This is a genomic window from Paraburkholderia sp. BCC1876 (assembly GCF_902833695.1).
In the GTDB taxonomy this organism is placed as follows: Bacteria; Pseudomonadota; Gammaproteobacteria; order Burkholderiales; family Burkholderiaceae; genus Paraburkholderia.
Map to the genome: position 1 here is coordinate 1,347,925 of NZ_CADFGI010000001.1, position 22,835 is coordinate 1,370,759.

Annotated in this window: 18 protein-coding genes and 1 pseudogene; 6 read left to right on the plus strand and 13 right to left on the minus strand. The window is 63.7% G+C overall.

Translation table 11 applies throughout. The features are described 5' to 3' along the window. Positions 1 to 5: 5 nt before the first annotated feature. From HWY05_RS05855 to HWY05_RS05865, 3 genes are read right to left on the minus strand one after another with little or no spacing between them, the layout of a single operon-like run. Complete coding sequence (locus HWY05_RS05855; protein ID WP_176057675.1) at positions 6 to 1,385, minus strand: 3-carboxy-cis,cis-muconate cycloisomerase; 1,380 nt, start codon at positions 1,383 to 1,385, stop codon at positions 6 to 8. Positions 1,386 to 1,420: 35 nt separating this feature from the next. Beyond that, positions 1,421 to 2,089: a 3-oxoacid CoA-transferase subunit B gene (locus HWY05_RS05860; protein WP_176057676.1), complete on the minus strand. Its 669-nt coding sequence runs from the start codon at positions 2,087 to 2,089 to the stop codon at positions 1,421 to 1,423. 13 nt (positions 2,090 to 2,102) lie between these two features. Further along, positions 2,103 to 2,801, minus strand: coding sequence for a 3-oxoacid CoA-transferase subunit A (locus tag HWY05_RS05865; protein ID WP_035559471.1), 699 nt, complete (start codon positions 2,799 to 2,801; stop codon positions 2,103 to 2,105). A 279-nt stretch (positions 2,802 to 3,080) separates the two neighbouring features. Between HWY05_RS05865 and HWY05_RS05870 the strand changes: the two genes are divergently transcribed. Further along, positions 3,081 to 4,010 carry a LysR family transcriptional regulator gene (locus HWY05_RS05870; protein WP_035559474.1) on the plus strand — a complete coding sequence of 310 codons (930 nt, stop codon included), beginning with the start codon at positions 3,081 to 3,083 and terminating at the stop codon, positions 4,008 to 4,010. A gap of 126 nt (positions 4,011 to 4,136) precedes the next feature. After that, a complete protein-coding gene (gene folE / locus HWY05_RS05875) occupies positions 4,137 to 4,775 on the plus strand; it encodes a GTP cyclohydrolase I FolE (RefSeq protein WP_035563780.1) in 639 nt (212 codons plus the stop codon). Positions 4,776 to 4,838: 63 nt separating this feature from the next. On the opposite strand, the gene HWY05_RS05880 is transcribed toward folE, so the two are convergent. Continuing rightward, the gene (locus HWY05_RS05880; protein ID WP_176057677.1) at positions 4,839 to 5,744 is read right to left on the minus strand and encodes a DMT family transporter; all 906 of its coding nucleotides are present in this window, start codon (positions 5,742 to 5,744) and stop codon (positions 4,839 to 4,841) included. Positions 5,745 to 6,061: 317 nt separating this feature from the next. Here HWY05_RS05880 and HWY05_RS05885 point away from each other — a divergent pair, with 317 nt between their 5' ends. Next, positions 6,062 to 7,177: a VTT domain-containing protein gene (locus HWY05_RS05885; protein WP_176057678.1), complete on the plus strand. Its 1,116-nt coding sequence runs from the start codon at positions 6,062 to 6,064 to the stop codon at positions 7,175 to 7,177. 16 nt (positions 7,178 to 7,193) lie between these two features. Here the strand turns inward: HWY05_RS05885 and HWY05_RS05890 are convergent, their stop codons facing one another. Beyond that, on the minus strand, positions 7,194 to 8,063 hold the full coding sequence (locus tag HWY05_RS05890; protein ID WP_176057679.1) for a CHAD domain-containing protein: 870 nt from the start codon (positions 8,061 to 8,063) through the stop codon (positions 7,194 to 7,196). Positions 8,064 to 8,509: 446 nt separating this feature from the next. Here HWY05_RS05890 and HWY05_RS05895 point away from each other — a divergent pair, with 446 nt between their 5' ends. Continuing rightward, complete coding sequence (locus HWY05_RS05895) at positions 8,510 to 10,093, plus strand: inorganic phosphate transporter (RefSeq protein WP_035559485.1); 1,584 nt, start codon at positions 8,510 to 8,512, stop codon at positions 10,091 to 10,093. Positions 10,094 to 10,227: 134 nt separating this feature from the next. Here the strand turns inward: HWY05_RS05895 and ppk2 are convergent, their stop codons facing one another. Then, positions 10,228 to 11,154: a polyphosphate kinase 2 gene (gene ppk2 / locus HWY05_RS05900; protein ID WP_035559489.1), complete on the minus strand. Its 927-nt coding sequence runs from the start codon at positions 11,152 to 11,154 to the stop codon at positions 10,228 to 10,230. 321 nt (positions 11,155 to 11,475) lie between these two features. On the opposite strand from ppk2, the pseudogene HWY05_RS05905 reads away from it, so the two are divergent. After that, positions 11,476 to 12,536: pseudogene (locus HWY05_RS05905) on the plus strand (trypsin-like peptidase domain-containing protein). A 109-nt stretch (positions 12,537 to 12,645) separates the two neighbouring features. Here HWY05_RS05905 and ggt read toward each other — a convergent pair. From ggt to HWY05_RS05935, 6 genes are all read right to left on the minus strand, one after another. Then, positions 12,646 to 14,379, minus strand: coding sequence for a gamma-glutamyltransferase (ggt, locus tag HWY05_RS05910; RefSeq protein ID WP_176057680.1), 1,734 nt, complete (start codon positions 14,377 to 14,379; stop codon positions 12,646 to 12,648). A 132-nt stretch (positions 14,380 to 14,511) separates the two neighbouring features. After that, complete coding sequence (locus HWY05_RS05915) at positions 14,512 to 15,915, minus strand: MFS transporter (protein ID WP_035559499.1); 1,404 nt, start codon at positions 15,913 to 15,915, stop codon at positions 14,512 to 14,514. Positions 15,916 to 16,074: 159 nt separating this feature from the next. Continuing rightward, positions 16,075 to 16,839 (minus strand): phosphocholine cytidylyltransferase family protein, encoded by a 765-nt coding sequence (locus tag HWY05_RS05920; protein ID WP_035559502.1) that lies wholly within the window; start codon positions 16,837 to 16,839, stop codon positions 16,075 to 16,077. A gap of 27 nt (positions 16,840 to 16,866) precedes the next feature. Then, positions 16,867 to 17,886, minus strand: coding sequence for a flippase-like domain-containing protein (locus HWY05_RS05925; protein WP_176057681.1), 1,020 nt, complete (start codon positions 17,884 to 17,886; stop codon positions 16,867 to 16,869). Then, the gene (locus tag HWY05_RS05930) at positions 17,883 to 18,707 is read right to left on the minus strand and encodes a 2OG-Fe(II) oxygenase (RefSeq protein WP_176057682.1); all 825 of its coding nucleotides are present in this window, start codon (positions 18,705 to 18,707) and stop codon (positions 17,883 to 17,885) included. Before HWY05_RS05930 ends, HWY05_RS05925 begins: the two co-directional genes overlap by 4 nt. Continuing rightward, positions 18,704 to 19,411 (minus strand): CDP-alcohol phosphatidyltransferase family protein, encoded by a 708-nt coding sequence (locus HWY05_RS05935; protein ID WP_035559511.1) that lies wholly within the window; start codon positions 19,409 to 19,411, stop codon positions 18,704 to 18,706. Before HWY05_RS05935 ends, HWY05_RS05930 begins: the two co-directional genes overlap by 4 nt. 240 nt (positions 19,412 to 19,651) lie before the next feature. Here HWY05_RS05935 and HWY05_RS05940 point away from each other — a divergent pair, with 240 nt between their 5' ends. Continuing rightward, entirely contained in the window at positions 19,652 to 20,083 is a 432-nt protein-coding gene (locus tag HWY05_RS05940) for a hypothetical protein (protein WP_035559513.1), read from the plus strand. Positions 20,084 to 20,823: 740 nt separating this feature from the next. Here the strand turns inward: HWY05_RS05940 and HWY05_RS05945 are convergent. After that, positions 20,824 to 22,800, minus strand: coding sequence for an alkaline phosphatase PhoX (locus HWY05_RS05945; protein ID WP_176057683.1), 1,977 nt, complete (start codon positions 22,798 to 22,800; stop codon positions 20,824 to 20,826). Positions 22,801 to 22,835 lie beyond the last annotated feature (35 nt).

The window sequence follows — 22,835 nt, forward strand, 5'->3', positions numbered from 1 at the left end:
GCCCGTTACTCCCTGGATGGGGCGCGCTGTGCGCCCGTGGTGTGAAGTGCCAGCACGGCGTCCACATAAGCGTGGGCCTGGCCGACGTAGTGTGCGGGATCGAGCAACTGCTTCAGCCGCTCGATCGGCAGATGTTCGGTAACAGCCGGATCGGCGGCGAGCACGTCGAACAGCGTTTGGCCGTCGCGAATCGCGGCTTTCGATGCGCGCTCAACCAGATGATGCGCGTCGAGCCGGCCGATGCTGTCGCCGAGCGCGAGCATCACCGCTTCGCCGAGAATCAGGCCACGCGTGACGCCGAGATTCGCGGCGAGGCGCGGCACGTTCACATTCAGTCCGGAGGCGATCTGTTCGACGTTAGCGAGCGCGCCGCCGGCGAGGCGCGCGAGGTCCGGCAGCGCGTCCCACTCCGCTTGCCAGCCGCCGAGCGCGCGCTCGTGTTCCTGGACCATGCCGGCGAACACGGTGGCGACCAGCCCCGGCGCGCGCGTCGCGGCCGTCAGCACGGCGGCGCAGCCAACCGGGTTGCGCTTGTGCGGCATGGTCGACGAACCGCCCTTGCCCGCGGCGGCCGGTTCGGCCAGTTCATCGATTTCGGTTTGCATTTGCAGCGAAACGTCGCGCGCGATCTTGCCGAGCGTGCCGATCAGCATGCCGAAGAACGCCGCCGTTTCGGCGATGCGGTCGCGCTGCGTATGCCACGGCAAAGTGGGCGTGGCGAGGCCGAGTTCTTGCGCGAGCGATTCGGTGACGCGCGGCGCGGCGTCGCGCAAACTCGCCAGCGTGCCGGCCGCGCCGCCGAATTGCAGCACGAGCACGCGAGCACGCAAGGCATCGAGCCGTTCGCGATGCCGCAGCAACGCGTCGAGCCATTGCGCGAATTTCAGGCCGAGCGTGATGGGCAGCGCCTGCTGCAACCACGTGCGGCCGATCATCGGTGTTGCGCGATGCGTGGCCGCGAGTTTCGCCACCGCGTCGCACGTGGCGTGCAAACCCTGGTCGAGCAAGGCGAGGGTGTCGCGCAATTGCAGCATTGTCGCCGTGTCGATAATGTCCTGGCTCGTTGCGCCCCAATGCACGTATTTCGACGCTTCGGCGTCGGCGGCTTTGACGCGCGCGGTCAGTTGCTTGACGAGCGGAATCGCGAGGTTGCCGCCGAGCGCGGCGTCGCGCGCGAGGGCCTCGGCGTCGAGTTGATCGGCCTGGCAAGCGGCTTCGATCGCGGGCACCGCCGTAGCGGGAATCACCTGATGTGCCGCCGATGCACGCGCCAGCGCCGCTTCGACGTCGAGCATGCGTTGCAGCGTGGCGCGCGGTGACCAGAGGTCGTTCATCGGCTGCGTGCCGCAGAGAAGGCCGGTCAGACGGGCGCTGGAGTCGAGCATGATGGCGTCGAGGTTCGGAGGGATCGGAGTGAAGCTTAACCCGCCTGCGTCGCTTGCGCCGCTTGCGTCCCGTCGATCAGCGGCACGCCGGTCAGCTTGTGCAGCGCGTCGAAATCGATATCCGAGAAAATCTCGCGCACCACGAGGCCTTGATCCGTCACGTCGATCATCGCGAGGTCCGTATAGATACGGTCCACGCACGCAATGCCCGTGACCGGATAGGTGCATTCGGCGGCGATCTTGCTCTCGCCCTGCTTGGTCAGGTGCTCCATCATCACGTACACCTGCTTTGCGCCGATCGCCAGATCCATTGCGCCGCCCACGGCCGGAATCGCGTCCGGCGCGCCGGTGTGCCAGTTCGCCAGATCGCCTTTGGCCGAGACCTGGAACGCGCCGAGCACGCAGAAATCGAGGTGGCCGCCGCGCATCATCGCGAACGAATCGGCATGGTGAAAGTACGCGCCGCCCGTGAGCAGCGTGACGTGCTGCTTGCCGGCGTTGATCAGTTCGTCGTCTTCGTCGCCCTTGGCGGGCGCCGGGCCCATGCCGAGCAGGCCGTTTTCGCTATGCAGGAAGATTTCCTTGTCGGCGGCGAGGTGGTTGGCCACCAGCGTGGGCACGCCGATGCCGAGGTTCACGTAGGCGCCTTCGGGGATATCCAGCGCAACGCGCTTGGCCATTTCATCGCGAGTCAGTTTTTTCATGTCGGTCTCCGGGTCAGGCGGCGGTGGCGGCAGCGGTTTGATGCGCCGCCTGCGGCACTTCAATGACGCGTTGCACGAAGATGCCGGGCGTGACGATCACTTCCGGATCGAGTTCGCCGAGCGGCACCACTTGCGACACCTGCACGATCGCGGTTTTCGCCGCGCTGGCCATGATCGGGCCGAAATTGCGCGCCGTCTTGCGATACGTGAGGTTGCCCCAGCGGTCGCCCTTATACGCTTTGATCAGCGCGAAGTCCGCATGCAGCGGGGACTCCAGCACGTAATGCTTACCGTCGATCAGACGGGTTTCCTTGCCTTCGGCGAGCCGCGTGCCGTAAGCGGTCGGGGTGAAAAAGCCGCCAATGCCCGCACCGGCCGCGCGAATCCGTTCCGCGAGATTGCCCTGCGGCACCAGTTCGAGTTCGATTTCACCGGCGCGATACAGCGCGTCGAACACATACGAATCGGTTTGACGCGGAAACGAACAGATGATCTTGCGCACGCGCCTGGCTTTGAGCAGCGCGGCGAGGCCGATGTCGCCATTGCCCGCGTTGTTGTTGACGATGGTCAGCTCGCGCGCGCCCCGTTCGATCAGCGCATCGATCAGCTCCGACGGCATGCCGGCCGTGCCGAAGCCGCCGATCATGACGGTCGCGCCGTCGTGGACATCGGCGACAGCCGATTCAAGTGACTCGAAAATCTTGTTGATCATGTCGAATTTCCTTTGGGAACGCTGCGTGCCGCTGGGCTGCCGCCTTGCCGGTGTGTTCACTCGCAATTTGTTCGTTCTGCGAACATGGATTCGTTTAGCGAACGTTATGGTAATTATGGTTGCGCTTCGGCCGCATTGTCAAGGCAGGGGATTCCCCTTGACCCGCGGTTCCGGCTCTCAACGAACCAACCACACTATCCGCCGACGAGATTTTTGGACTACCCTCTATGCCGATAAGCCAATAATCCATCACCCGCACCGCTGCAGGCCCAATCGAGCATGTCCGAAACAAACCTGGATCTGAACCTGATCCCCTTTCTGGTCGCGATGGAAGACACGCGCAACGTCAGCCGCGCCGCCGAGCAGCTCGGCGTCAGCCAACCGCGCGTGAGCACCGCGCTGGGACGGCTGCGCGAATACTTCGACGATCCGCTGTTCGTACGCACGTCCAGAGGCATGGAGCCGACGCCGCGCGCGCTCGCCATCCTGCCGGCCGCCCGCGACGCGTTGCTGCGAATCGAGAAAGGCATGCTCGACGTCCAGGACTTCGATCCGGACACCAGCACGCACACCTTTTCGATCGCGCTTTCCGATGTCGGCGAGATCGTCTTTCTGCCGCGCCTGCTGCAACTCTTTGCGGAGCGCGCGCCGTTCGCGAATCTGCGCTCGGTAACGCTGTCGCCGTCGAACGTGGAACGCGGGCTCGAATCGGGCGATGTCGACCTGGCGGTCGGCTATTTCCCGGATCTGGCAGGCAACAACTTCTTCCAGCAACGGCTCTTCACCCATCGTTTCATCTGCCTGATGCGCGCCGGTCATCCGCTCGCGAAGGCGCCGCTCACGCTCGCGCAGTTCGTGGCGGCGGGCCACGCCGTCGTCCGTGCCGAAGGACGCAGCCAGGAAGTGCTGGAGCAATTCCTGGAGAAAAAGCGCATCAAGCGGCGTGCCGTGCTCGAAACGCCGCATTTCATGAGCCTGCCGTTCATCCTCGCGCGCACCGATCTGCTGGCGACCGTGCCGCACGCGATCGGTTTCGCGTACGTGTCCGAGCATGCGTCGATCACGCTGGTCGAACCGCCGCTGCCCTTGCCGCGTTTCGATCTGCGGCAGCACTGGCATCGCAAGTTTCATAACGATCCGCGCGCGAGCTGGCTGCGCGGCGTGGTCGCCGAACTGTTCAACGACGCGATGGACGAGTGGCCGAAGTAGTCGCCTGCGCCCCGACAGCGATCAGGGTGATCGGCACGAAACGGCATAAAACATGGAACAATGGCCGCACTCATTGACCCCGCGCGCCAGCAGCAGCGGCAACGCGCGCTCCCGGAGGAACACCGCATGACCAGCAGCAAGGCAGAAAAAACCCAACCCGCGGCGAACGCGGACCGCCCGAGCCGCGAAGAAGCCGAAGCGGCCGTTCGCGTGCTGCTGCGTTGGGCCGGCGACGATCCGGCGCGTGAAGGCCTGATCGATACGCCGGCGCGCGTGGTGCGCTCCTATGAGGAGTTCTACGCGGGCTATCAGGTCGATCCGCGGGAGATCCTGGCCCGCACCTTCTCCGAAGTGGACGGCTACGACGAAATGATCGTGCTGAAAGACATCCGCTTCGAAAGCTATTGCGAGCATCACATGGTGCCGATCATCGGGCGGGCGCATGTGGCGTATCTGCCCCAGCATCGGGTGGTCGGCATTTCGAAGCTGGCGCGTCTCGTCGATGCCTTCGCCAAGCGCCTGCAGATTCAGGAAAAGATGACGGTGCAGATCGCCGACACGCTGAACGAAGTGCTGCAACCGGCGGGCGTCGGCGTGATTCTCGAAGCGGCTCACCAGTGCATGTCGACGCGCGGCGTCCACAAGGCCGGCGTAACGATGGTCACGTCGCGCATGCTAGGCACGTTCCGCTCCGATCCGTCGACCCGTCGCGAGTTTCTGTCGATCGTGGGGAATCCGGGCGTGGTGGCGGTGGCCAATACGTAATACGTCGCGGGAATGGGCGGCCGTGCTTCAGGCCGTGCCTCATGCGTTGCCTCTTTCGCTGCTTCACGCCGTGCTTCGTGCGGCGCCCATCCGGCCCAACGTGGCGAGCAACACCGCGCCGAGCACGCACGCCACGCCCGTCAGTTGCGCGGCGCTGACCGGCTCGCGCAACGCGAGCGCCGCCAGGGCCACCGCGCTGACCGGCACCAGCGCGGTCATCAATCCGGCCTCCGCGCCGCTGATCCGCGCGGCGCCCGCATACCAGAGCACGAAACCCGCCACCGTCGGCACCAGCGCGTAGTACAGCACGCCGGCCAGCGCGTACGCGTCGACCGGCAGCATCCACGGTTTCTCGAAGCAGGCGGGCACGATCGCAACCGCGAAACCGATCCCGCACATCAACGCCGACAGCGGCAGCGGCGCGACCGGCTGGTGCAGCTTGCGATTGAGCAGAATGAAAAGCGCCTCGCAGACAATCGCCGCGAACACCAGCGCATTGCCCATCAGCGAGCTCGCCGCATGCGGCGCGGTGAAATCGTCGGGATGGACGGTACACACCAGCACACCCGCCGTGGCCAGCAGGATCGCGCCGATCAAGGCCGGCGCCGGGCGCTCGCCGAGCGCGAGCATCGCCACGCCCGCCGACACCGCGGGCAAGGTGCCGGCAATCACGCCGGCGTCCGCAGCGGACGCGAGTTTCATGCCGCTGATCAGCAGCACCGTATAGCCGACGCTGCCCGCGCCGGCCTGGGCGATCACGAGCAAGGTATCGTGGCGATCCAGACGCGGCCAGCGCACGCCGCGCCAGCGCATGACCAGCACGAACAACGGAAACGCGATCGCGAAGCGCAGCGCGGTCGCACTGAACGGCGGCAAGCCGGCCGCGATCGATTTGCTGACCACCACCGTGCTGCCGACGCCGAGCATCGCCAGTGCGCAAAAGAGGTATCCGAGATGCCGCGAATTCATGGTGCCGTCCTATTCCTGTTATTCCTGCTCGTAGATACGTTGAAACGAGCAGGCAGAATAGGTGCGCGGCGGGCGAGCGGTCTTGAACGAAATTGCAGCGTGTTGATGAGCGGATCGATGAGCGTGCGGGAGAGCGGATCGGGATCGGCATAGGCCCCGGCGTCGAACTCATCGAGTATGCTCAGCAGGGTCGGACGAGTTGGCCGCGCGCACGAAACACCCATGCCGGTCATCACGCCCGTCGGGAACGCACTTTGCAGGCACACTAACGAAGGCCGCTTCAAGCCGGCCCAAACGCAATAACAGGAGCTGCTCAATTGGTAGAGTTTCCGTCTTCGGCGGTGGCAACCTGGGGTGGCGCGTTCGTGTTCATCAACGTCCTGTTGACGCGCCTCGGCGTGCCGATTCCCGCGGTGCCCGTGCTGCTTTTCGCCGGCTCCGCGATCGCCGCCGGCACGCTGTCGTTCTGGCCGATCCTGTGCGCCGCGGTGCTCGGCGCGCTGATCGGCGACGCCGCGTGGTTCGCCGCCGGCCGTCTGTATGGCCGCAAGCTGATGGCCGCGCTCGGCCGACTCTCGCCCGCGATCGATTCCAAGGTCGACAAAGCGCGCTCGCTGTTCGAGCGCTTCGGCGTGCCGCTCGTGTCGATCTCGAAGTTCGTCCCCGGCCTCGCGCTGATCACCCCGCCGCTGATGGGCACGACAGCCGTCGACACGCGTATCTATGCTGTCTGGGATCTGGTGGGCGTGCTGGCGTGGGCCAACTTCTGGCTGCTCGGCGGCGCGGCGGCGGAACGGCAGTTGCACATGCTGCTCGACCTGGTGAAGGCGCGCGGCGGTACGGTGATCGATATTCTGCTGGGCGCCGCGCTCGTCTATCTGCTCTACCGGGTGCAACAGCGACGTCGTGAGCGGCGGCGATTCGCGCGGGCGGCCTCGGCGGAGGCAGCGCAAGACGCGCCTCGCGGCTGGCGGCGAATCGTGCCGCCCAAGGTACTCGACGCCCGTCCGCAAGCCCTCGCACTCGACACGCAGCGCACGATTCCCGGCGCGCTCGCCCTCGATCCGCGCTCGACCGAGCAGATCGACGTTGCGCTTCGTGCGTACGACATGGTGATTTACTGCATTTGCCCGGACAGCGCGACCGCGGTGGAAATCACGCAGCGCATGCGGCTAGGCGGCTATACGCGGATTCGTGCGTTGAGAGGTGGGCTGGACGCATGGCAACGGCGCGGTTTTCCTGTCGAGCCGCTCGGGCCGCCCGACGAATTGAGCACCGGCAAACGACCACCGCAACCACAGCCGCACGGCGACGAAGCCAACGGCACGCGCGGCAACTTTCGCGACATTCAAGACACGCACGATACTCAAAACGAAAGCCGCAGCGCGATCACGCTGCGCGGCTTCGCGCCGCGCCGCAGTCAAAGCACGTAATCCGCGCGGCTCGGTCTCAGCGATTGCGCAGCAGACTGGCGGCCGAGCGCATCCGCCGTTTGCGTTCTTTCTTCAGCCAGTGAAGCGCCGCGTCGGTGTCGCCGACGTCGGCGAGCAACGCGGCGTTGTCACGCAGCAGCATTTCGCTGGCGACGATATCGTTTAGCGTCCCGAAGCGTTTCTGAATCTGCTTCAAACGCTTAAGCGTGCGCTTATGCCCGCCGCTCAGCACCGGCGCGAAGAACTCCAGCAGATAGCGCAGTTTCTTGCCTTCTTTTCTGACATCGTGAAAGGCCGTGTAGTTGGCGCGCTTTGCCCGGCGCGCGCGCTTCATGCGCTTCTTCAACGCGCGCTCCGAATCCGCCACGCGTTGATTGGCAAATTCCTGCAGCGGCACGCGCTCGGGCGCGGTATTCAATTCCTTGGCGGCACTGCTCAACGCCTCGCGCAGCAAATGCTTGACGTCCGCATTCGATAGCGTTTCCCGGCTAGTGGCCAGCGCGTCGTCGCGTGCTTGCTGAAGCCTGGGCGCGAGGCCGCTCGCGGCGCTTTTCCTGCGGCTCAGCAACTCGCCCAGGATGTCCCAGTCGCGCGTCTTGCCGGCGGCCGTGGCCAGGTACTTATATAGCGCGCGTTGGCGCGTGTTCTCGGCTTTTTCCAGCAAGGGCTGAAAGGCCCACCAAAGGGAGCGCAGACGCCGCAGCGACACGCGGAACTTGTGCAGCGCTTCGGGCGAGGCGTCCTCGCGAACCGCTTTGCCCTCTTCGATCGCTTCGTTGACGAGCGGCTCGGCGTAGGCCGTGAAAGCGGCCTGCGCCGAAGATTCCGCGCCGCCCGCTTCGCTGTCGGCGGCGTGCTTGTCCATTTTCCGGTGCTCTCGGTTCATTGGCGCCCCTTTTTCCGTTCCTCTCTGGAGCGTAGCAAAAAAAGAACCCAGTGGGGCTTGGCGCGCGCGTTCGCCGCGGCACGATTCGGGAGAAAGTGCACGACCCTTACGCCAGACAGGAAGATATTTTTACCGCGTTCGATAGCGCGACGCCGTATCACCGACTATCTTCAACATACGCGTCGCCGCTCGCGCGAATGCAAAAAATCCGCGCCCGTCACTCGCGTGACATGCATGCAAACAACATGCAGTTGTTTTCGGACATCTGACAATCGATGTCCGCCAGCTTTCAGTCAAGCGATCATCGAAACGGCCCGCAGCCTTTACCCGCGTGCCTTCCCGCGCGACACAGGTCCCGCCGGGGCGTCATGTCGTTGTCATCGTTACGACACACTCGCCCCGCAGGATCGGTAGTTCCGCGACAAACAATTCTTGGGGCACAAGTCATGCCGGAACTTTCGTATCCGCAACCGGGCACCGCTGCTAAAGGCCGCAATCTCAGCCTCCTCATCTTCTTCGCGGTTATCGCTATTGGCGCCGCTTACTGCGCCATGCATCTGGTGGACGATCTGCAACCTGTCCGTGAGGGGTCGGTTCTACCGTATCTGCTCCTCGGCGTCGCACTGCTGATCGCGCTCGGTTTCGAATTCGTCAACGGTTTCCATGACACCGCCAACGCGGTCGCCACGGTGATCTACACGCATTCGCTCGCACCGAACCTCGCGGTGGTGTGGTCGGGTACGTGGAATTTCCTCGGCGTGCTGACCTCGACCGGCGCGGTCGCATTCGGCGTGCTGCAACTGCTGCCTGTCGAACTGATCTTGCAGGTGGGCAGCAGCGCCGGTTTCGCCATGGTCTTCGCGCTGTTGATCGCCGCGATCATCTGGAACCTCGGCACGTGGTATTTCGGTCTGCCGTCGTCGAGCTCGCACACGCTGATCGGCTCGATCATCGGCGTTGGTCTGATGAATCAGCTGATGCACGGCGCGAACGGCACCAGCGGCGTGGACTGGAACCAGGCGCTCGGCGTCGGCAAGTCGCTGCTGTTTTCGCCGCTGGTGGGCTTTCTCGCGTCGGCTTTGCTGCTGCTGGTGCTGAAAGCCGTGGTGCGGATTCCCGCGCTGTATGCCGAGCCGAAGGGCAAAGAACCGCCGCCGTTCTGGATTCGCAGCCTGCTGATTCTGACCTGTACGGGCGTGTCGTTCGCGCATGGTTCGAACGACGGTCAGAAGGGCATGGGCCTCATCATGCTGATCCTGATCGGCACGGTGCCGACCGCGTATGCGCTGAACAAGGCGGTCACGCCGGCTGAAACGCAAACGTACCTTGCGGTCGCACAGCATGCGTCGGTGACGCTCGGCAAGTACACGCAAGGCGCCGCGCCGTCGACCAATCCGCGTGGCGACGTCGAAGCCTATGTCCGCACCCGTCAGTTGGCACCGGTCACGTTGCCGGCATTGCAGCAACTTACGGAACAGATCGCGCACCAGGTTGGAGAATCGGGCTCGATGAGCGCCGTGCCGCAAGGCATCGTCGATAACGTGCGCAACAACATGTACGTGGCCTCCGAAGCCATCCGCCTGATGGAGAAGGCCAAACAGCCGGCGTTCGCACCGGAAGACGCCAAGGCCATCGACAATTTCAAGTCGCAAACCGATCACGCCACCAAGTTCATTCCGACGTGGGTGAAGGTCGCGGTGGCGATTGCGCTGGGTCTCGGCACGATGGTCGGCTGGAAGCGCATTGTCGTGACGGTCGGCGAGAAGATCGGCAAGCAGCATCTGACGTACGGACAGGGTGCGTCGGCTGAAGTCGTCGCGATGCTGACGATCGGCGCGGCCGACATGTACGGCCTGCCGGTTTCGACGACGCACGTGTTGTCCTCGGGTGTGGCGGGCACGATGGCGGCCAACGGCTCGGGCTTGCAATGGGGCACCGTGCGCAGCCTGATCCTCGCGTGGGTGCTGACGCTGCCGGTGTCGATCGCACTCGCTGCCGGCCTGTATTGGGTGTTCCGGATGCTGTTCTAAAGAGCGTCTCTGAAGAAGCCGCCGGTCCGCGTTGACGTTCGCGGGATCGGCGAGTCTGAATGAAAAAAAGCGCGGCTCACAGGCCGCGCTTTTTCTTTGTGCCGAGCGCCGGAAAGCGCTCGGTCGCTTAGTGCTTAGTAAAGCTCGGGCACGATCATCGACGTCGGCACCGGCTGGCGGCTGTATTCGTCGTTATGAACGCGAGCAGGCAGTTCGATCGCGGGATGTTCAACTTCGTGATACGGCATCTGGCTCAGCAAATGATGAATGCAGTTCAGGCGCGCGCGCTTCTTGTCGACCGCCTGCACGACCCACCACGGCGCCTCGGGAATATGCGAGCGCTGCAGCATCACTTCTTTCGCCTGCGTGTACGCTTCCCAGCGACGGCGGCTTTCCAGATCCATCGGGCTCAGTTTCCACTGCTTCAGCGGATCGTGAATGCGGTTCTGGAAACGGATCTCCTGCTCTTCGTCGGTAATCGAAAACCAGTATTTGAGAATCTGCACGCCGCTGCGCGCCAGCATCTTTTCGAATTCCGGCACCGAGCGGAAGAACTCTTCGTATTCTTCGTCGCTGCAAAAATTCATCACGCGCTCGACACCCGCGCGGTTGTACCAGCTGCGGTCGAACAGCACCATTTCGCCGCCTGCCGGCAGATGCGAAACGTAACGCTGGAAATACCACTGCGTGCGTTCGCGGTTGTTCGGCGCCGGCAGCGCGGCGACGCGGCACACGCGCGGATTGAGCCGCTGCGTGATGCGTTTGATCGCACCGCCCTTGCCGGCCGCGTCGCGCCCTTCGAAAATCACCACGAGGCGGTGGCCGGTCTGCACGATCCAGTCCTGCAGTTTGACGAGTTCGCCCTGCAGACGGAACAACTCGCGGAAGTACATCTTGCGGGCTTCGCGATGCTCGGGCGTGAAGCCTTCCGCGCCGTCGATAATGCGGTCGTCGACTTCCATTTCGAGCTCTTCGTCGTAGGCGTCGATGAGGTCTTCCTCGAAACGGCGTTGCCGCTCTGCGAGCACTTCGGCTTCAGGTCTCGGATCCAGCTCTTTCATTGCGGCTCTCCTGGCAACGGAAATGGTTAAGCGCGCGGCGAGAAGTCCGACGCGAACGCGTTCGATTATCGAAGCGCGAGGTGTCAGCCGTGTTACCGCCGCAGCCGCAGTTCGGCGCCCTGTGGGTGCCAATGGGCACATACGGGCGCACAGCGGCACTTGGGCACACAGGCGCACGATTGCGGGGCATGCGGGGCCGGCTCACCTTGTCCTCATCCATGATAGCGACTTTTGCGGCGTCGTCCGGCGCCGCCTGCTGCATGGACTTGAAAACGTTGGCGATGCCCCGCATCTGCGTACCCGTTTATCCGGAGCATCGCCATGGGAAGCCGCCCACGCTTCATCGATGGCCTGTCGCGCGCCGCCTCCGACGCCCCCGGGCCGAATCCACTCAATCCTTTATCTGACGACACGCTACTCGACGCCTATTCCCGCACCGTGATCGGCGCGCTGGAGCGCGTGCAGCAGGCAGTCGCCTTCATTTCCGTCGAACGCAGGCTGCCCGGCGAGGCATCCGGGCACGGGCACGGGCGAGCCCGTGAGCGCGGTGCGCGCGGCGGCACCGGTTCAGGTTTTCTGTTCACGCCCGACGGCTATCTGCTCACCAATAGCCACGTCGTGCACGGCGCCACGCACATCCAGGTCACGCTGGCCGACGGCGCGAAATTCGACGCCGATCTGGTCGGCGACGATCCGGACAGCGATCTCGCCGTATTGCGGATCGGCTCGCCGGAGCCGTTGCCGCATGTCGAGCTCGGCGAATCGTCGAAACTGCGTGTCGGCCAGATTGCGATCGCGGTCGGTAATCCGCTTGGGCTCGCGCAAACCGTCACGACCGGCGTCGTGTCGGCGCTCGGCCGTTCGCGCGCTCGAACTCCGGCCGCATGATCTATGACGTGATCCAGACCGACGCCGCGCTGAATCCCGGCAATTCCGGCGGTCCGTTGATCAATTCCGCCGGCCAGGTGATCGGTGTGAATACCGCGATCATTCCCGGCGCGCAGGCCATCTGTTTCGCCACGGCAATCGATACCGCCAAGTGGGTCATCATGCAGATCTTTACGCACGGCCGGGTACGGCGTGCGTATATCGGCGTGGCCGGCACCACGACGCCGCTCGCGCGGCGCGTGCAGCGCTATTTCGGCTTGAGTTCGGAGAGCGGCGTCTACGTGATGGAAATCGTCAAAGGCAGCCCGGCCTCGCTCGGCGGTTTGCGTACCGACGACACGATCGTCGCGATCGACGCGCTCGCCGTGCAGGACGTGGATGGTCTGCAGCGCGCGCTCGACGCATCGCGGATCGATAAACCGGTGAACGTGACGGTATTGCGCGGCGCACAGCGGCTTGAACTGACGTTGACGCCGGTCGAGCAGACGAGTTGAGTTTGCGGGTGTGAACAAAAAAGGCCTCGCGCTCAATCGAGTGCGAGGCCTTCTATCTTCGACCAGCGGCGCATCAGCAAAACCGCACCGCCATAGGTCACTCAGACACTTACGGAATCACCCGCGTCACACCACGGCCGCGCGGGTCGGCTGCCGCTTCCGGCGTATCGCCGTTCACCTTGATCGCCTGAATGTCGCCGCTGAAATCCTGACCCTTCAGCGTATAACCCTTGGCTTCGATCTGCTGGGCGAGTTCGCCCTCGATCGGCTTGTAGGGCTCCCAGAAGATCGTGTTCGGCGGCAACAGTTGATGATGGAAACGCATCGCCGCCACCGCGTCCTGCAACGGCATGTTGAAGTCGTAAATGTTGTTGATCACCTGGAAGATCGACGTGAAGATGCGCGACCCGCCCGGCGTGCCGATCACCAGTGAGACCTTGCCGTCTTTGGTCAGAATGGTCGGGCTCATCGACGACAGCGGACGCTTCTTCGGTTCGATCGAATTCGCGTCGCTGCCCACCACGCCGAACATATTCGCCACGCCCGGCTTCGCGGAGAAGTCGTCCATTTCGTCGTTCAGCACGATGCCGGTGCGATCCGCCACCACGCCCGAACCGAAATAGCCGTTGATGGTGTACGTATTCGACACCGCGTTACCCCACTTGTCGATCACCGAGAAGTGCGTGGTTTCGGCTTTCTCCGGCATGGTCGTGCCGAGACCCGGTTGCACGCTCTTCGTGTCAGACGGGGTGTTCGGATTGACTTCGGCCGCGCGTTTGGCGAGATACGCGTCGTCGGTCAATTGCGCGATCGGCACCTTGTAGAAGTCGGGATCGCCGAGATACTGCGCGCGGTCCGCGAAGACCCGCTTCTCGATTTCCGCGATCAGATGCACGTATTGCGCGGAATTGAGCGTGACGTCCTTGAAGTCAGGCGCGAGGTCGGCCTTCATCTTCAGCAACTGGACAAGGCCGATACCGCCCGAGCTCGGGGGCGGCGCGGTGTACACGCGATAGCCGTTCCAGTCGGCCTGGATCGGTGTACGCCAGACAGCCTTGTACTGCTGCAGGTCGGCCTTCGTAATCAGACCGTGTCCGCGCATGGACGCCGCGATCAGATCGGCCGTCTTGCCCTGATAGAAGTCTTTCGCGCCTTGATCCGAAATACGCTGCAGTACGGCGGCGAGATCCGGTTGCTTGAAGTTGACGCCTTCCTTCAGATTACCGAAGTACGTATCGAAGTTGGTCTTGCCGGCGAAGTCTTTCGCGGACGCGTCGCGGCGTTCCTGCAATTGCTGGCTGACTTCAAAACCGTTGGTCGCGTAGCGAATGGCCGGTGCGAGTACCTGCTTCCACTTGAGCTTGCCGAAACGGCGCTGCGCCTGCCACATGCCGTCCACGGTGCCCGGCACGCCCACCGCGCGATAGCCGAACAGGCTCATGCCTTTGATGACCTCGCCCTTGTCGTCGAGATACATGTTTTTGGTCGCGGCAAGCGGCGCGCGTTCGCGATAGTCGAGGAAGTACGGCTTGCCGTCGACATACAGCGTCATGAACCCGCCGCCGCCGATGTTGCCCGCTTCCGGATACGTCACGGCAAGCGTAAAGGCGATCGCGACGGCCGCGTCGACGGCATTGCCGCCTTCCTTGAAGATCTGTTCGGCGGCGTCGGCGCTGTACTTGTCCGCGACCGCGATGGCGGAGGCCGTGAGAATGGCCGGCTGGCTCTTCGCGGCGGTCTTCGCGACCGCGGGCGTAGCCTCGAGAAACCCGGTTGAAACTGAAACGAGCGCGACCAGCGCGAATCCGCTGGCGGACGATTTGGCGTTGCGGAACAACCTCATTGACTATCCCCCAAAGACGACTCTTTCACCTGACGAGAACGAAAGCTGCCTTGGGCTTATAACATGCAAGTCGCCCCTTTGCGAAGCCGCGAAAATCCTTAGTACGGACGCTGCGGCACGCAAAATCCGGCGTTACGCGCGGCCCCGACTGCCGCGCGCGATCTCGTCGCCGGCGCCTTGCGGCAGGCGCGCGGTGATCGGAATCGACATGAACGAAAACAGTCCGACCACGATAAACGCAGGCCAGAAATCGGAGAACACGATGCTCGAATGACCCTGCACGTTATGCGAAATTTGCAGCACGATACCCGCGATCGTCACGCCGAGGCCTAACGAAATCTGCTGGATCACACTCGCAACACTCGTTGCACGACCAACGTCGCGGCTCGGAATATCCGCATACGCGAGCGTGTTCAACGAGGTGAATTGCAACGACGGAAAGAACCCGCCGAACAGCACGACACACCAGATCAACCAGTGCGGCGTGCCCGGAAAGAACAGCCCGTAGACCGCGATCGCCAGACCCGCGCAACCCGCGTTGAACATCAGCACGGTGCGGAAACCGAAACGCTCGAGTATGCGCGACGCCGCCGCCTTCATGAAGATCGATCCGAACGCGGACGCGCAGGTGATCGACCCCGACTTGAAGGCTGTCATGCCGAGGCCTTCCTGCAACGCGAGCGGCAACAGAAACGGCACCGCACCGAGACCGATACGGAATAGCGAGCCGCCCACCACGCTTGCGTGAAAACTCGGAATGCGCAGCAGGCGCAAGTCGAGCACCGGCAATTCGACGCGACTGGCGTACAGCACATACAGCACGATCAGCACCACGCCGATCACGCACATGCTGACCGACACCGTGTTCGACACCAGTTCTCCGCCCACCAGCGAGAGCCCCAGCATGAACAGCGACGCACCGCCCGCTGACAAAATGAAGCCGGTCCAGTCGAGCCGCCCGGGATGCGCTTCGCGCACGTTGGCGATGTGCTTGTTGGCCAACCAGATGCCCAGCAGCCCGATAGGAATATTGACGAAGAAGATCAAACGCCAATGCAGATAGGTCGTAATGAAACCGCCGAGCGGCGGCCCGACCACCGGCCCGAGCAGCGCCGGCACCGTCAGATAATTGACCGCGCGAATGAAGTCCGATTTCGGCACCGAACGGAAGATGATGATGCGCCCCACCGGCACCATCATCGCGCCGCCGATGCCTTGCACGAAGCGCGCAATCACGAACATGCCGAGCGACGTGGAGGCCGCGCACATCAGCGAGCCGGCCATGAAAATGCCGATGGCCGTGCGAAACACCGTGCGAGAACCGAAGCGGTCGGCCACCCAGCCGCAGATGGGAATGAATACGCCGAGACCGATCACATAGGCCGTGACGGCCAGCTTGAGGGTGATGGGATCCTGGCCGAGATCGCGCGCCAGAACCGGCAGCGACGTCACGATGACCGTGCCGTCCACGTTTTCCATGAACATCGCACACGCGACGATCAGCGGAACAATGAAAGTGCCTAAAGCGAGAGGCATTGGCATGGCGACGGGTTGCAAGGCCGTCGATGTAAAGCGTCGATTATGGCATCGCATCGGCAACACATGTTGTTGTGCGAGCCGTAAACGGCAAAGAGCCGGTATCGAACCGGCTCTTTGATCGTGCCGCCTTCGCTCGGCGAAGACGCGGGAGAAGACTTAGCGCGACGCGCTGACCAGCGGTTGCAGTTGCGGCAGAATCTCGGTGCTTGCGCGCGCAACGTCGTTCGGGAAGTCGATCTCGATCCAGGGTGCGCCGGTGACGTCCGCGGTGTCGAACACCTGAGTGCGTTCCAGCAGCAGATCGCGCACGGCTTCTTCGTGCGGCAGGTTGGCACGACCGCTTTCAACATAGCCGGCCACGATCTCCGCGAAACGCTGCGCGGTTTCCTGGCGGAAGCGGAAGAAGCCGACCGATTCGCCGATCGTGTCGTAGTCGAGATTCACGGCCAGCTGCTTGCGCAGTTCGACCGGCACGCCGTCTTTCAGACACAGCTTGACGGGTTCGTCGCCGGCTTCGAAATCACGGTCGATCAACAGACGGTTGACCGTCTCGCCCGCGACCAGCGCGTTCAGGATGCGCTCGTCGTACAGCACGTCGGCGTCCATCAGCAGCACGTCGCCGCCGCGCGTCAACGCATCGGCCACCGTGTGCACCGTCAGCACGCTGCCCAGATCGAAACGCGTGTTCAGCACGGTTTCCACCTTGTGCGGCCAGTTGATGCGCTCCAGTTCTCCCTGCACCGACTCCGGCTGGAAGCCGAGCGCCAGGACGACGTCCGTCACGCCGGCGGTTTCGAGCATTTGCAGATGCCGCTCGAGCAGGCTCATGCCGTCGAACTGCAACAGACACTTCGGAAACTGAGCTTGCGGCGGTTGCTGGAGACGCAGGCCGAGGCCCGCTGCGAGAATGATGGCACGCATGCGCGGTCCTTTGAAAAAATACGGAGTTTAATCGACAACCGGCACGCGCCCCGTGGCGCGCCGCCGTTGCCAGCTTCGTTCGCTGAAGTGCAAAACCAGCAAGCCCGGCAAGCCTAACAGGATTTCGCGCGCGCGCTTGGCCAGCGACAACGCCAGCGCCGCGTCCGGCGGCAAACCGACCAGCGGCGCGAGCAGCAGATATCCGCCTTCCTGCACGCCGAGCGAACCCGGAATCATAAACGCTGCGCCGCGGATCGCCTGGCCCAGGCTTTCCAGCAGCAGCGCGTCGACCCAGTCGACCGGATGACCGAGAAAGCGCAACGCGAGCCATACTTCGACCGTGCCGACGATCCAGCCCGCCAGACTCAACGCGAAGCTGGCCGCCACCCGGCCGCGCTCGCGGTACATGGCTTGCACGGCGGCGTCGACGGCTTCGGCGCGGGTCATTAGCGAAGACCAGTCACGCTTGCCGAACACTTTCGACACCACGCCGAGCAGGCGGCCGAACAGGCCGCGCCGCTGCGCATAGTAGAAACCGACGATCATCGCGCCCAGCACGCCGGTGGCGATCAGTGTGGCGGTTTGCAGATCGTGCAACGCGCCGTGCGCGGCGTACGCGCCGAACAGCAGCAGGCCGCCCAGCGCGAAGATGATTTGCGCGAGTGCTTGCGCCGTGGTGCTGACGGTGATCGCGGCGGCCGCGTCGCGCATACGCATGCCGCGCTGCGACAGTTGCCGGACCATGACGACCGGACCGCCGATCTGGCCGGCCGGCAGCAGACTATTCACCGACTCGCCGACCCAGCGCCCGAACAGCGCGTCGCGCAGCGACAGATCGTGATGCACGCCGTCGTGACGACGACGGAACAGCACGGAGATCGCGCCGGCGTCGAGCACGAGCGGCACGACGTGGAACAGCGCGACGAGCGCGAGCCCCCAGCCGGCGGCGAGCAGCGTCGACGCAATCGAACCGACACCCTGCCACGCGAGCAAGCCGACAAACAGCGCCGTCCCGATCGACAGCAGAATCAGAGCCGCGCGACTCACGACCGATCCTTGCCGCGCGCGGTCATCTGACGGAACACCTGGCGGAAACCGAAGTACGCGATCGCGTCTTTCATGTTCGAGATGAAGCGGCGCCACGGCCGCATGTTCGGGTCGGTCACGTATTCGAACGTCAGCGACACGCGGATTTCATTCGCGCTGGCCGGCGTAATGCGATGGCGCAGCTTGTCGCCGTCGAAAAACACGAGGCCACCCGGCGGAATCTGCACCGAGCCGGGTTGATCCGGCACGTCCGGATTGCGCGTGTGCAACTCGTAGTCGAGCCGGCACGACGATTCGTCGATCACGCCGAGCAACAGCGTGTAGCGGCGGCCGTCATAGTACGAAGTATCGTAGTGCCAGCCGATGTGGTCGCCCGGTCGCGTGTAGTAGTACAACGCGTACGCGTGCGGGTCGTCGGCGGGCGAAAGCTGCAGTTTGTCGCCGCTCAGTTGCTCGAGCCAGCCGAGCAGTTCCTTCGAGCGGTACAGCTCGGCGATGAACGGCGCGAGGCGGTCGATCGTATGACGGCTGACGCTGCCGCCCTGCTTGTGACCCGGCAGGTAGTTGCGATTGACTTCGTCGAGCAGTGAGCGCGCGCTGTGGGCGAGCTGCGCGGTGACTTCCGGCGCGAGAAAATCTTCCAGATAGAGGAACGCGCCCTGATCCGCGAAATCCTTGCGCAGACGCGGGTTGTCGAACGTACGCGTGCGGCCTGACACCGCGCGGTCCGCGTTCGGCGCGGCCGCCGAAGGCGCCGCCGAAACTGGCGAGCGGTCGGCTGAAACGGGGACGATCACGTCGTCGTTGGCTTGCGTACTCATTCGCTGGCCCACATCTGACGGGGTTCGGCAGCGCTGGCGGCCACGGCCGGTGCGACGGCGGCAGCGGCGCGGCGCGCCACGCGCCAGTAGTCGATCACCACCCACGCGGCGAACAGCGGCGCGCCAATCGACGCCACCACGACGAACGGCATGACGACGCTCGTCAGCGTGACAATAGGTAGCAGGTACAGCACGTCTTCGGTTTCGAAACCGCCGACCGAGGCCTGCTTGGTGCCCGCCTTGCCCGCCATTTCCTCGATGCGCATGCGCAGGAAGAAAATCAGCGCGACGGCCACGCCGGCCAGCGCGCCGAGCCAGCCCGGCTCAACCTTCAGACCGCCGATGTGCGCGGCGCCCACCCCCATTCCCATGCCGATGAACAGCATGACGGTGACGGCCGCGTCGCAAGCGAGGTCGTAAAAATGACCGATTCGGCTGGACTTCCCGCCGATGCGCGCGAGTTCGCCGTCCGTATGGTCGACGAAATTCGACAGCACGATCAGGAAAGCGCCGCCATTGGCCCACGCGAAACCGCCGTGCGCGAGGCACAGCGCGCCCGCCAGCCCGATCAGCAGGCGCAGCGTGGTGAGGTGGTTCGGCGTGACCCAGGTGTTCACAAGCGGAGTCACGAGTCGGCGGGCGAGCCGCGCGTCCCATGTTCTGGGCGGCGGAACGTTAATTGGAGTTTGGGGTCGCGAATTCATAACCCGGAAATATATACGGGATCGAGAAAGATTGCTTTCTTCCCGGCCGTTTCTTTGAGGTGGGTTCATTACCGCGATAGGTTAGCGGATGAGCAGAATCTGCTAAATCGATATAAAGTGCGAATCCAGTTGCGCCTGTCATGCGGGAACCCTTCGATGCGCAACGTCTTTTCGTGCCTGACGCGACGCCGCCACCCGTTGCGAACACACTACATCGAGCCCTGGTTGCCGTTACACCTTATGAAACGCTTTTTTTTCTCCGTAGCGCTTGCGCTGGCCGCCACGCTGCCCCTTACCAGCCATGCCGTCGCGCTCGACGCGCCGCTCGCGTGCAATGAAAGCGGCCATCAGTTCATCGCCGATCTCGCGCAGCAACAACTGATCGACCCGAAGCCGACGCGCGTGGAGAGCAATTCGATCAACGCCTTTTCGCCGACCTCCGGCGCCGACCTGACCGCTTACGGATTCCGTATCTTCGCGGTGGTCGGCTACGAAAAAGACGACCCGATGTTCCGCGTCGGCGACGGCGAACCGCTCGCCCGCTCCGCCTACGGCGTGGTGGTGTTCGGTAGCCAATCCAAAGTGCAGAGCGCGATTACGGCTGCGGGCAGCACGGCGATCGTGCATCGCGTGGCGCCGCTGATCACGGCGATTTTCTGCAAGCGAAGCTGAGGCGGCGTGGCAGTGCGGCGCTAGCCGGGTTGGACAATAGGTAGATAGGAAATGCGGGAATCTGCGGGTTATCATCTTCGCAGATGGATTTTTCGGGGCCTGAAAGGGCGTCTATCTGCCTCCTGGTTCGCCAGGGTCCAGCCGTGCTGGTTACCGTCGGTTCACACCGACCAAGCGCACCCGCGAAGTTATGAGGCCCCCACGTGGGGCCTCACCTATTTCTGGCGCACGAAAATCGCACTACTGGCGATTGAGGCTCGGATCGCGAATGGGTTCGCCTCTCAACATTTTCGCCGCCATGACACGAAATCTCACGATGCTTCGCCGATTGCGCGGAACGCCCGGCTTTCCGTTGGCGATGTCGCGCACATAGGCAGAATGCCCGCGCAACATTCCGATGGTCGACTATCTTGCGCTCGCGGCCGAGCACGTCGAAATCGAGCGCCGCCTCCGCTCGTGGGCCGAACGACACGCAATGCGACATATATTCGACATGGACCCTCGCCGTGGCGGCGGGAAATTTCGCCGAAGCGGGTACGTCCAGCGCGAAGGCGCCGGCGACAAGATGCGACAGGTCATATCGAACGCGTGCCACGTCGATATAACCTTGTCGCAAAATCGAAATCCACTTCATAGGCCAGCCAAGGGGGAAACCGCAAATTATCGCGAGATTCCCCCTCGCTGACTCCTCGGCCGGATGGCCTAGGGCAGGCAGTCGGCCCTACGCCGAGCCACTCCCCTTAAAGCTTCACCGCTGCCGGATCCGCCGTCAGATACCCCACCGACGCGCCGAACCGATCCTTATAGTTCGCGCGCACCAGCGGTTCGAGCGTGTCCCGCAACGACTGCGTATGCTGGCTGCCCCAGTCGCCGGCATGCTGGAAGTTGCTCATGATGTAAGTCCAGCCGTTGAGCTCGTCGACCGCGTGCAAGCCGGTCGATTCGGCGCCGGCCGGCGTCGACAGCAAACGCGTGAGCTGTTTCGTGTCGACGTTGTACGCCCACAGGAAATTGTTCACGTGGTAGCCGCTGTCCTCGCCGATAAACAGCGTGCGCAGCTTCTCAGAGAACTTCAGATTGTCCGGATTCGCGACCCGCTCCGGATCGGCCTTGTTGCCGAGCGCGTCGGCGGCGATGTCCTTGCCGACCAGTAGCGCGCTGGTATGCACCGGCACCCACTCGCTGTTGATCGCCGCGCCGCCGTTGTCCTTCTGGCCGCCCGCGAGCTTGTGCTGAAGCACGCCGCCGGCGTTGATGGCGGCATCGACGGAAATGTTGCTCTCCGCATTCCAGCCCTTCGCCGTGTTGCCCTTCACCATTGAATCGACAATGTTCTGCAACGCCGAGTACGCGATCTTGTCTTTAATGTTGACCGTCGTGCCTTCCATCTTCGTGAAGCCCATGCTGCCGCCCGCCAGGAACGCGTAACGGTGGGTTTCGAGGAAAGCCGCGACCTTTTCCTTGCCCGGCACGACCCGAACCCATTGCGCGGCGCCGCCGGCGAAAATCTTCTTGTAGCTGGCGTCGGACGGATCGGACCATTTGACGTCGATCACGTCCTGCGGACGGTTCGATTTCGCCATGGCCTCGACTTCCGCGCTCGTTGCGTGGCCCAGCTTGATCCACGACAGGTCCGCGCCCGCCGCGGCCGGATCGACCGAGAAGCCCGCGCCCACTTTCGCGACGTACAACGTGCCGGCCGACAGATCTTTCTCGACGTCCGCCACGAACATGAAGAGGCCGCTGTTGGTCGCGTCGTCGCCCATCAGCACCGTGCGGTTATCCGGCATGACCTGCACGAGCTCGTGCGAAATACGGCCGAGACAATAGTGTTTCCTGACGCTGCCCGTGCCGTCCGCCTTGACCGTGATTTCCGGCAGATGCCCATAAAGGTACGGGTTGAAGGCGATGTTCGTGTTGCCGTACAGATTCTCGTTGTACGCCTTGTATTGCGCGAGACTGCTCGTGCTGGTCGTGAACGCGTCCGGCTCGTATTCCTCGCTGGACAGATGCGTATTCCACGGCGACAGGCTCGCGCCGCACGTGATCCACAGTCCATTCGCGGGCGACGTGTCGACGTTGTGATACTTGACGAGCGTCAGCTTGCCGGTGGCCGGATCCTGGTCCAGCGTGAGCACGGCGATCGGCGAAGGCAAACGGCCGTACATATCCGCGCCGGACTGCGAGCGCGTCGTGTATTCGAACTGGACCACGGCGAACACCGTGTTGCCCTTGACGCCGGCCACCTGCGCGCCGTCGATCTTCAGCAGCGACGTGCCGTCCGGCGAATCCGAGAAAAACTGGCGCCGTTGCGCAGGCACCGTGTTGTCGTAGATCGGCTGATTGTTGATGTCGAAGTAGCCGCCCGCCAGCACGGTGCCGCCCTTGCCGTCCGGCACCATGTCGCCGGTCATGAAGAACGGCTGATAGGCGAGCTTGTAGGCCCGTTTGGAGCCATCGGAATACGACACGGTCAGGCTCGAGCCGACCGTGGTGGTCGCCATCAGCGCCGGATTGGCCAGCGACGGCGCCGGCATGCTGGCAAACGAAGCCGACGTGAAATTCGCGACGGGCGTGGCCGCCGGGCCCGCCAGATCGTTGCCGCCGCCGCAGGCGGTCAGCATCGACGCCGTGGCGAGGCCGCCTAACGGCAGCATCGGCGCGCCGGCCAGGAGTTTCAGGGCCTTGCGGCGGGAAAGGTCGAACGGCTCTGCCATGTTGTTGTGATCCAGGGTTCGGGTAGCGTGGGTGA

Coding starts and splice junctions, on each gene's coding strand:
- HWY05_RS05855 (WP_176057675.1), bottom strand. CDS start 1,385: ATGCTCGACTCCAGCGCCCGTCTGACCGGCCTTCTCTGCGGCACGCAG.
- HWY05_RS05860 (WP_176057676.1), bottom strand. CDS start 2,089: ATGAAAAAACTGACTCGCGATGAAATGGCCAAGCGCGTTGCGCTGGAT.
- HWY05_RS05865 (WP_035559471.1), bottom strand. CDS start 2,801: ATGATCAACAAGATTTTCGAGTCACTTGAATCGGCTGTCGCCGATGTC.
- HWY05_RS05870 (WP_035559474.1), top strand. CDS start 3,081: ATGTCCGAAACAAACCTGGATCTGAACCTGATCCCCTTTCTGGTCGCG.
- folE (WP_035563780.1), top strand. CDS start 4,137: ATGACCAGCAGCAAGGCAGAAAAAACCCAACCCGCGGCGAACGCGGAC.
- HWY05_RS05880 (WP_176057677.1), bottom strand. CDS start 5,744: ATGAATTCGCGGCATCTCGGATACCTCTTTTGCGCACTGGCGATGCTC.
- HWY05_RS05890 (WP_176057679.1), bottom strand. CDS start 8,063: ATGAACCGAGAGCACCGGAAAATGGACAAGCACGCCGCCGACAGCGAA.
- HWY05_RS05895 (WP_035559485.1), top strand. CDS start 8,510: ATGCCGGAACTTTCGTATCCGCAACCGGGCACCGCTGCTAAAGGCCGC.
- ppk2 (WP_035559489.1), bottom strand. CDS start 11,154: ATGAAAGAGCTGGATCCGAGACCTGAAGCCGAAGTGCTCGCAGAGCGG.
- ggt (WP_176057680.1), bottom strand. CDS start 14,379: ATGAGGTTGTTCCGCAACGCCAAATCGTCCGCCAGCGGATTCGCGCTG.
- HWY05_RS05915 (WP_035559499.1), bottom strand. CDS start 15,915: ATGCCTCTCGCTTTAGGCACTTTCATTGTTCCGCTGATCGTCGCGTGT.
- HWY05_RS05920 (WP_035559502.1), bottom strand. CDS start 16,839: ATGCGTGCCATCATTCTCGCAGCGGGCCTCGGCCTGCGTCTCCAGCAA.
- HWY05_RS05930 (WP_176057682.1), bottom strand. CDS start 18,707: ATGAGTACGCAAGCCAACGACGACGTGATCGTCCCCGTTTCAGCCGAC.
- HWY05_RS05935 (WP_035559511.1), bottom strand. CDS start 19,411: ATGAATTCGCGACCCCAAACTCCAATTAACGTTCCGCCGCCCAGAACA.
- HWY05_RS05940 (WP_035559513.1), top strand. CDS start 19,652: ATGAAACGCTTTTTTTTCTCCGTAGCGCTTGCGCTGGCCGCCACGCTG.
- HWY05_RS05945 (WP_176057683.1), bottom strand. CDS start 22,800: ATGGCAGAGCCGTTCGACCTTTCCCGCCGCAAGGCCCTGAAACTCCTG.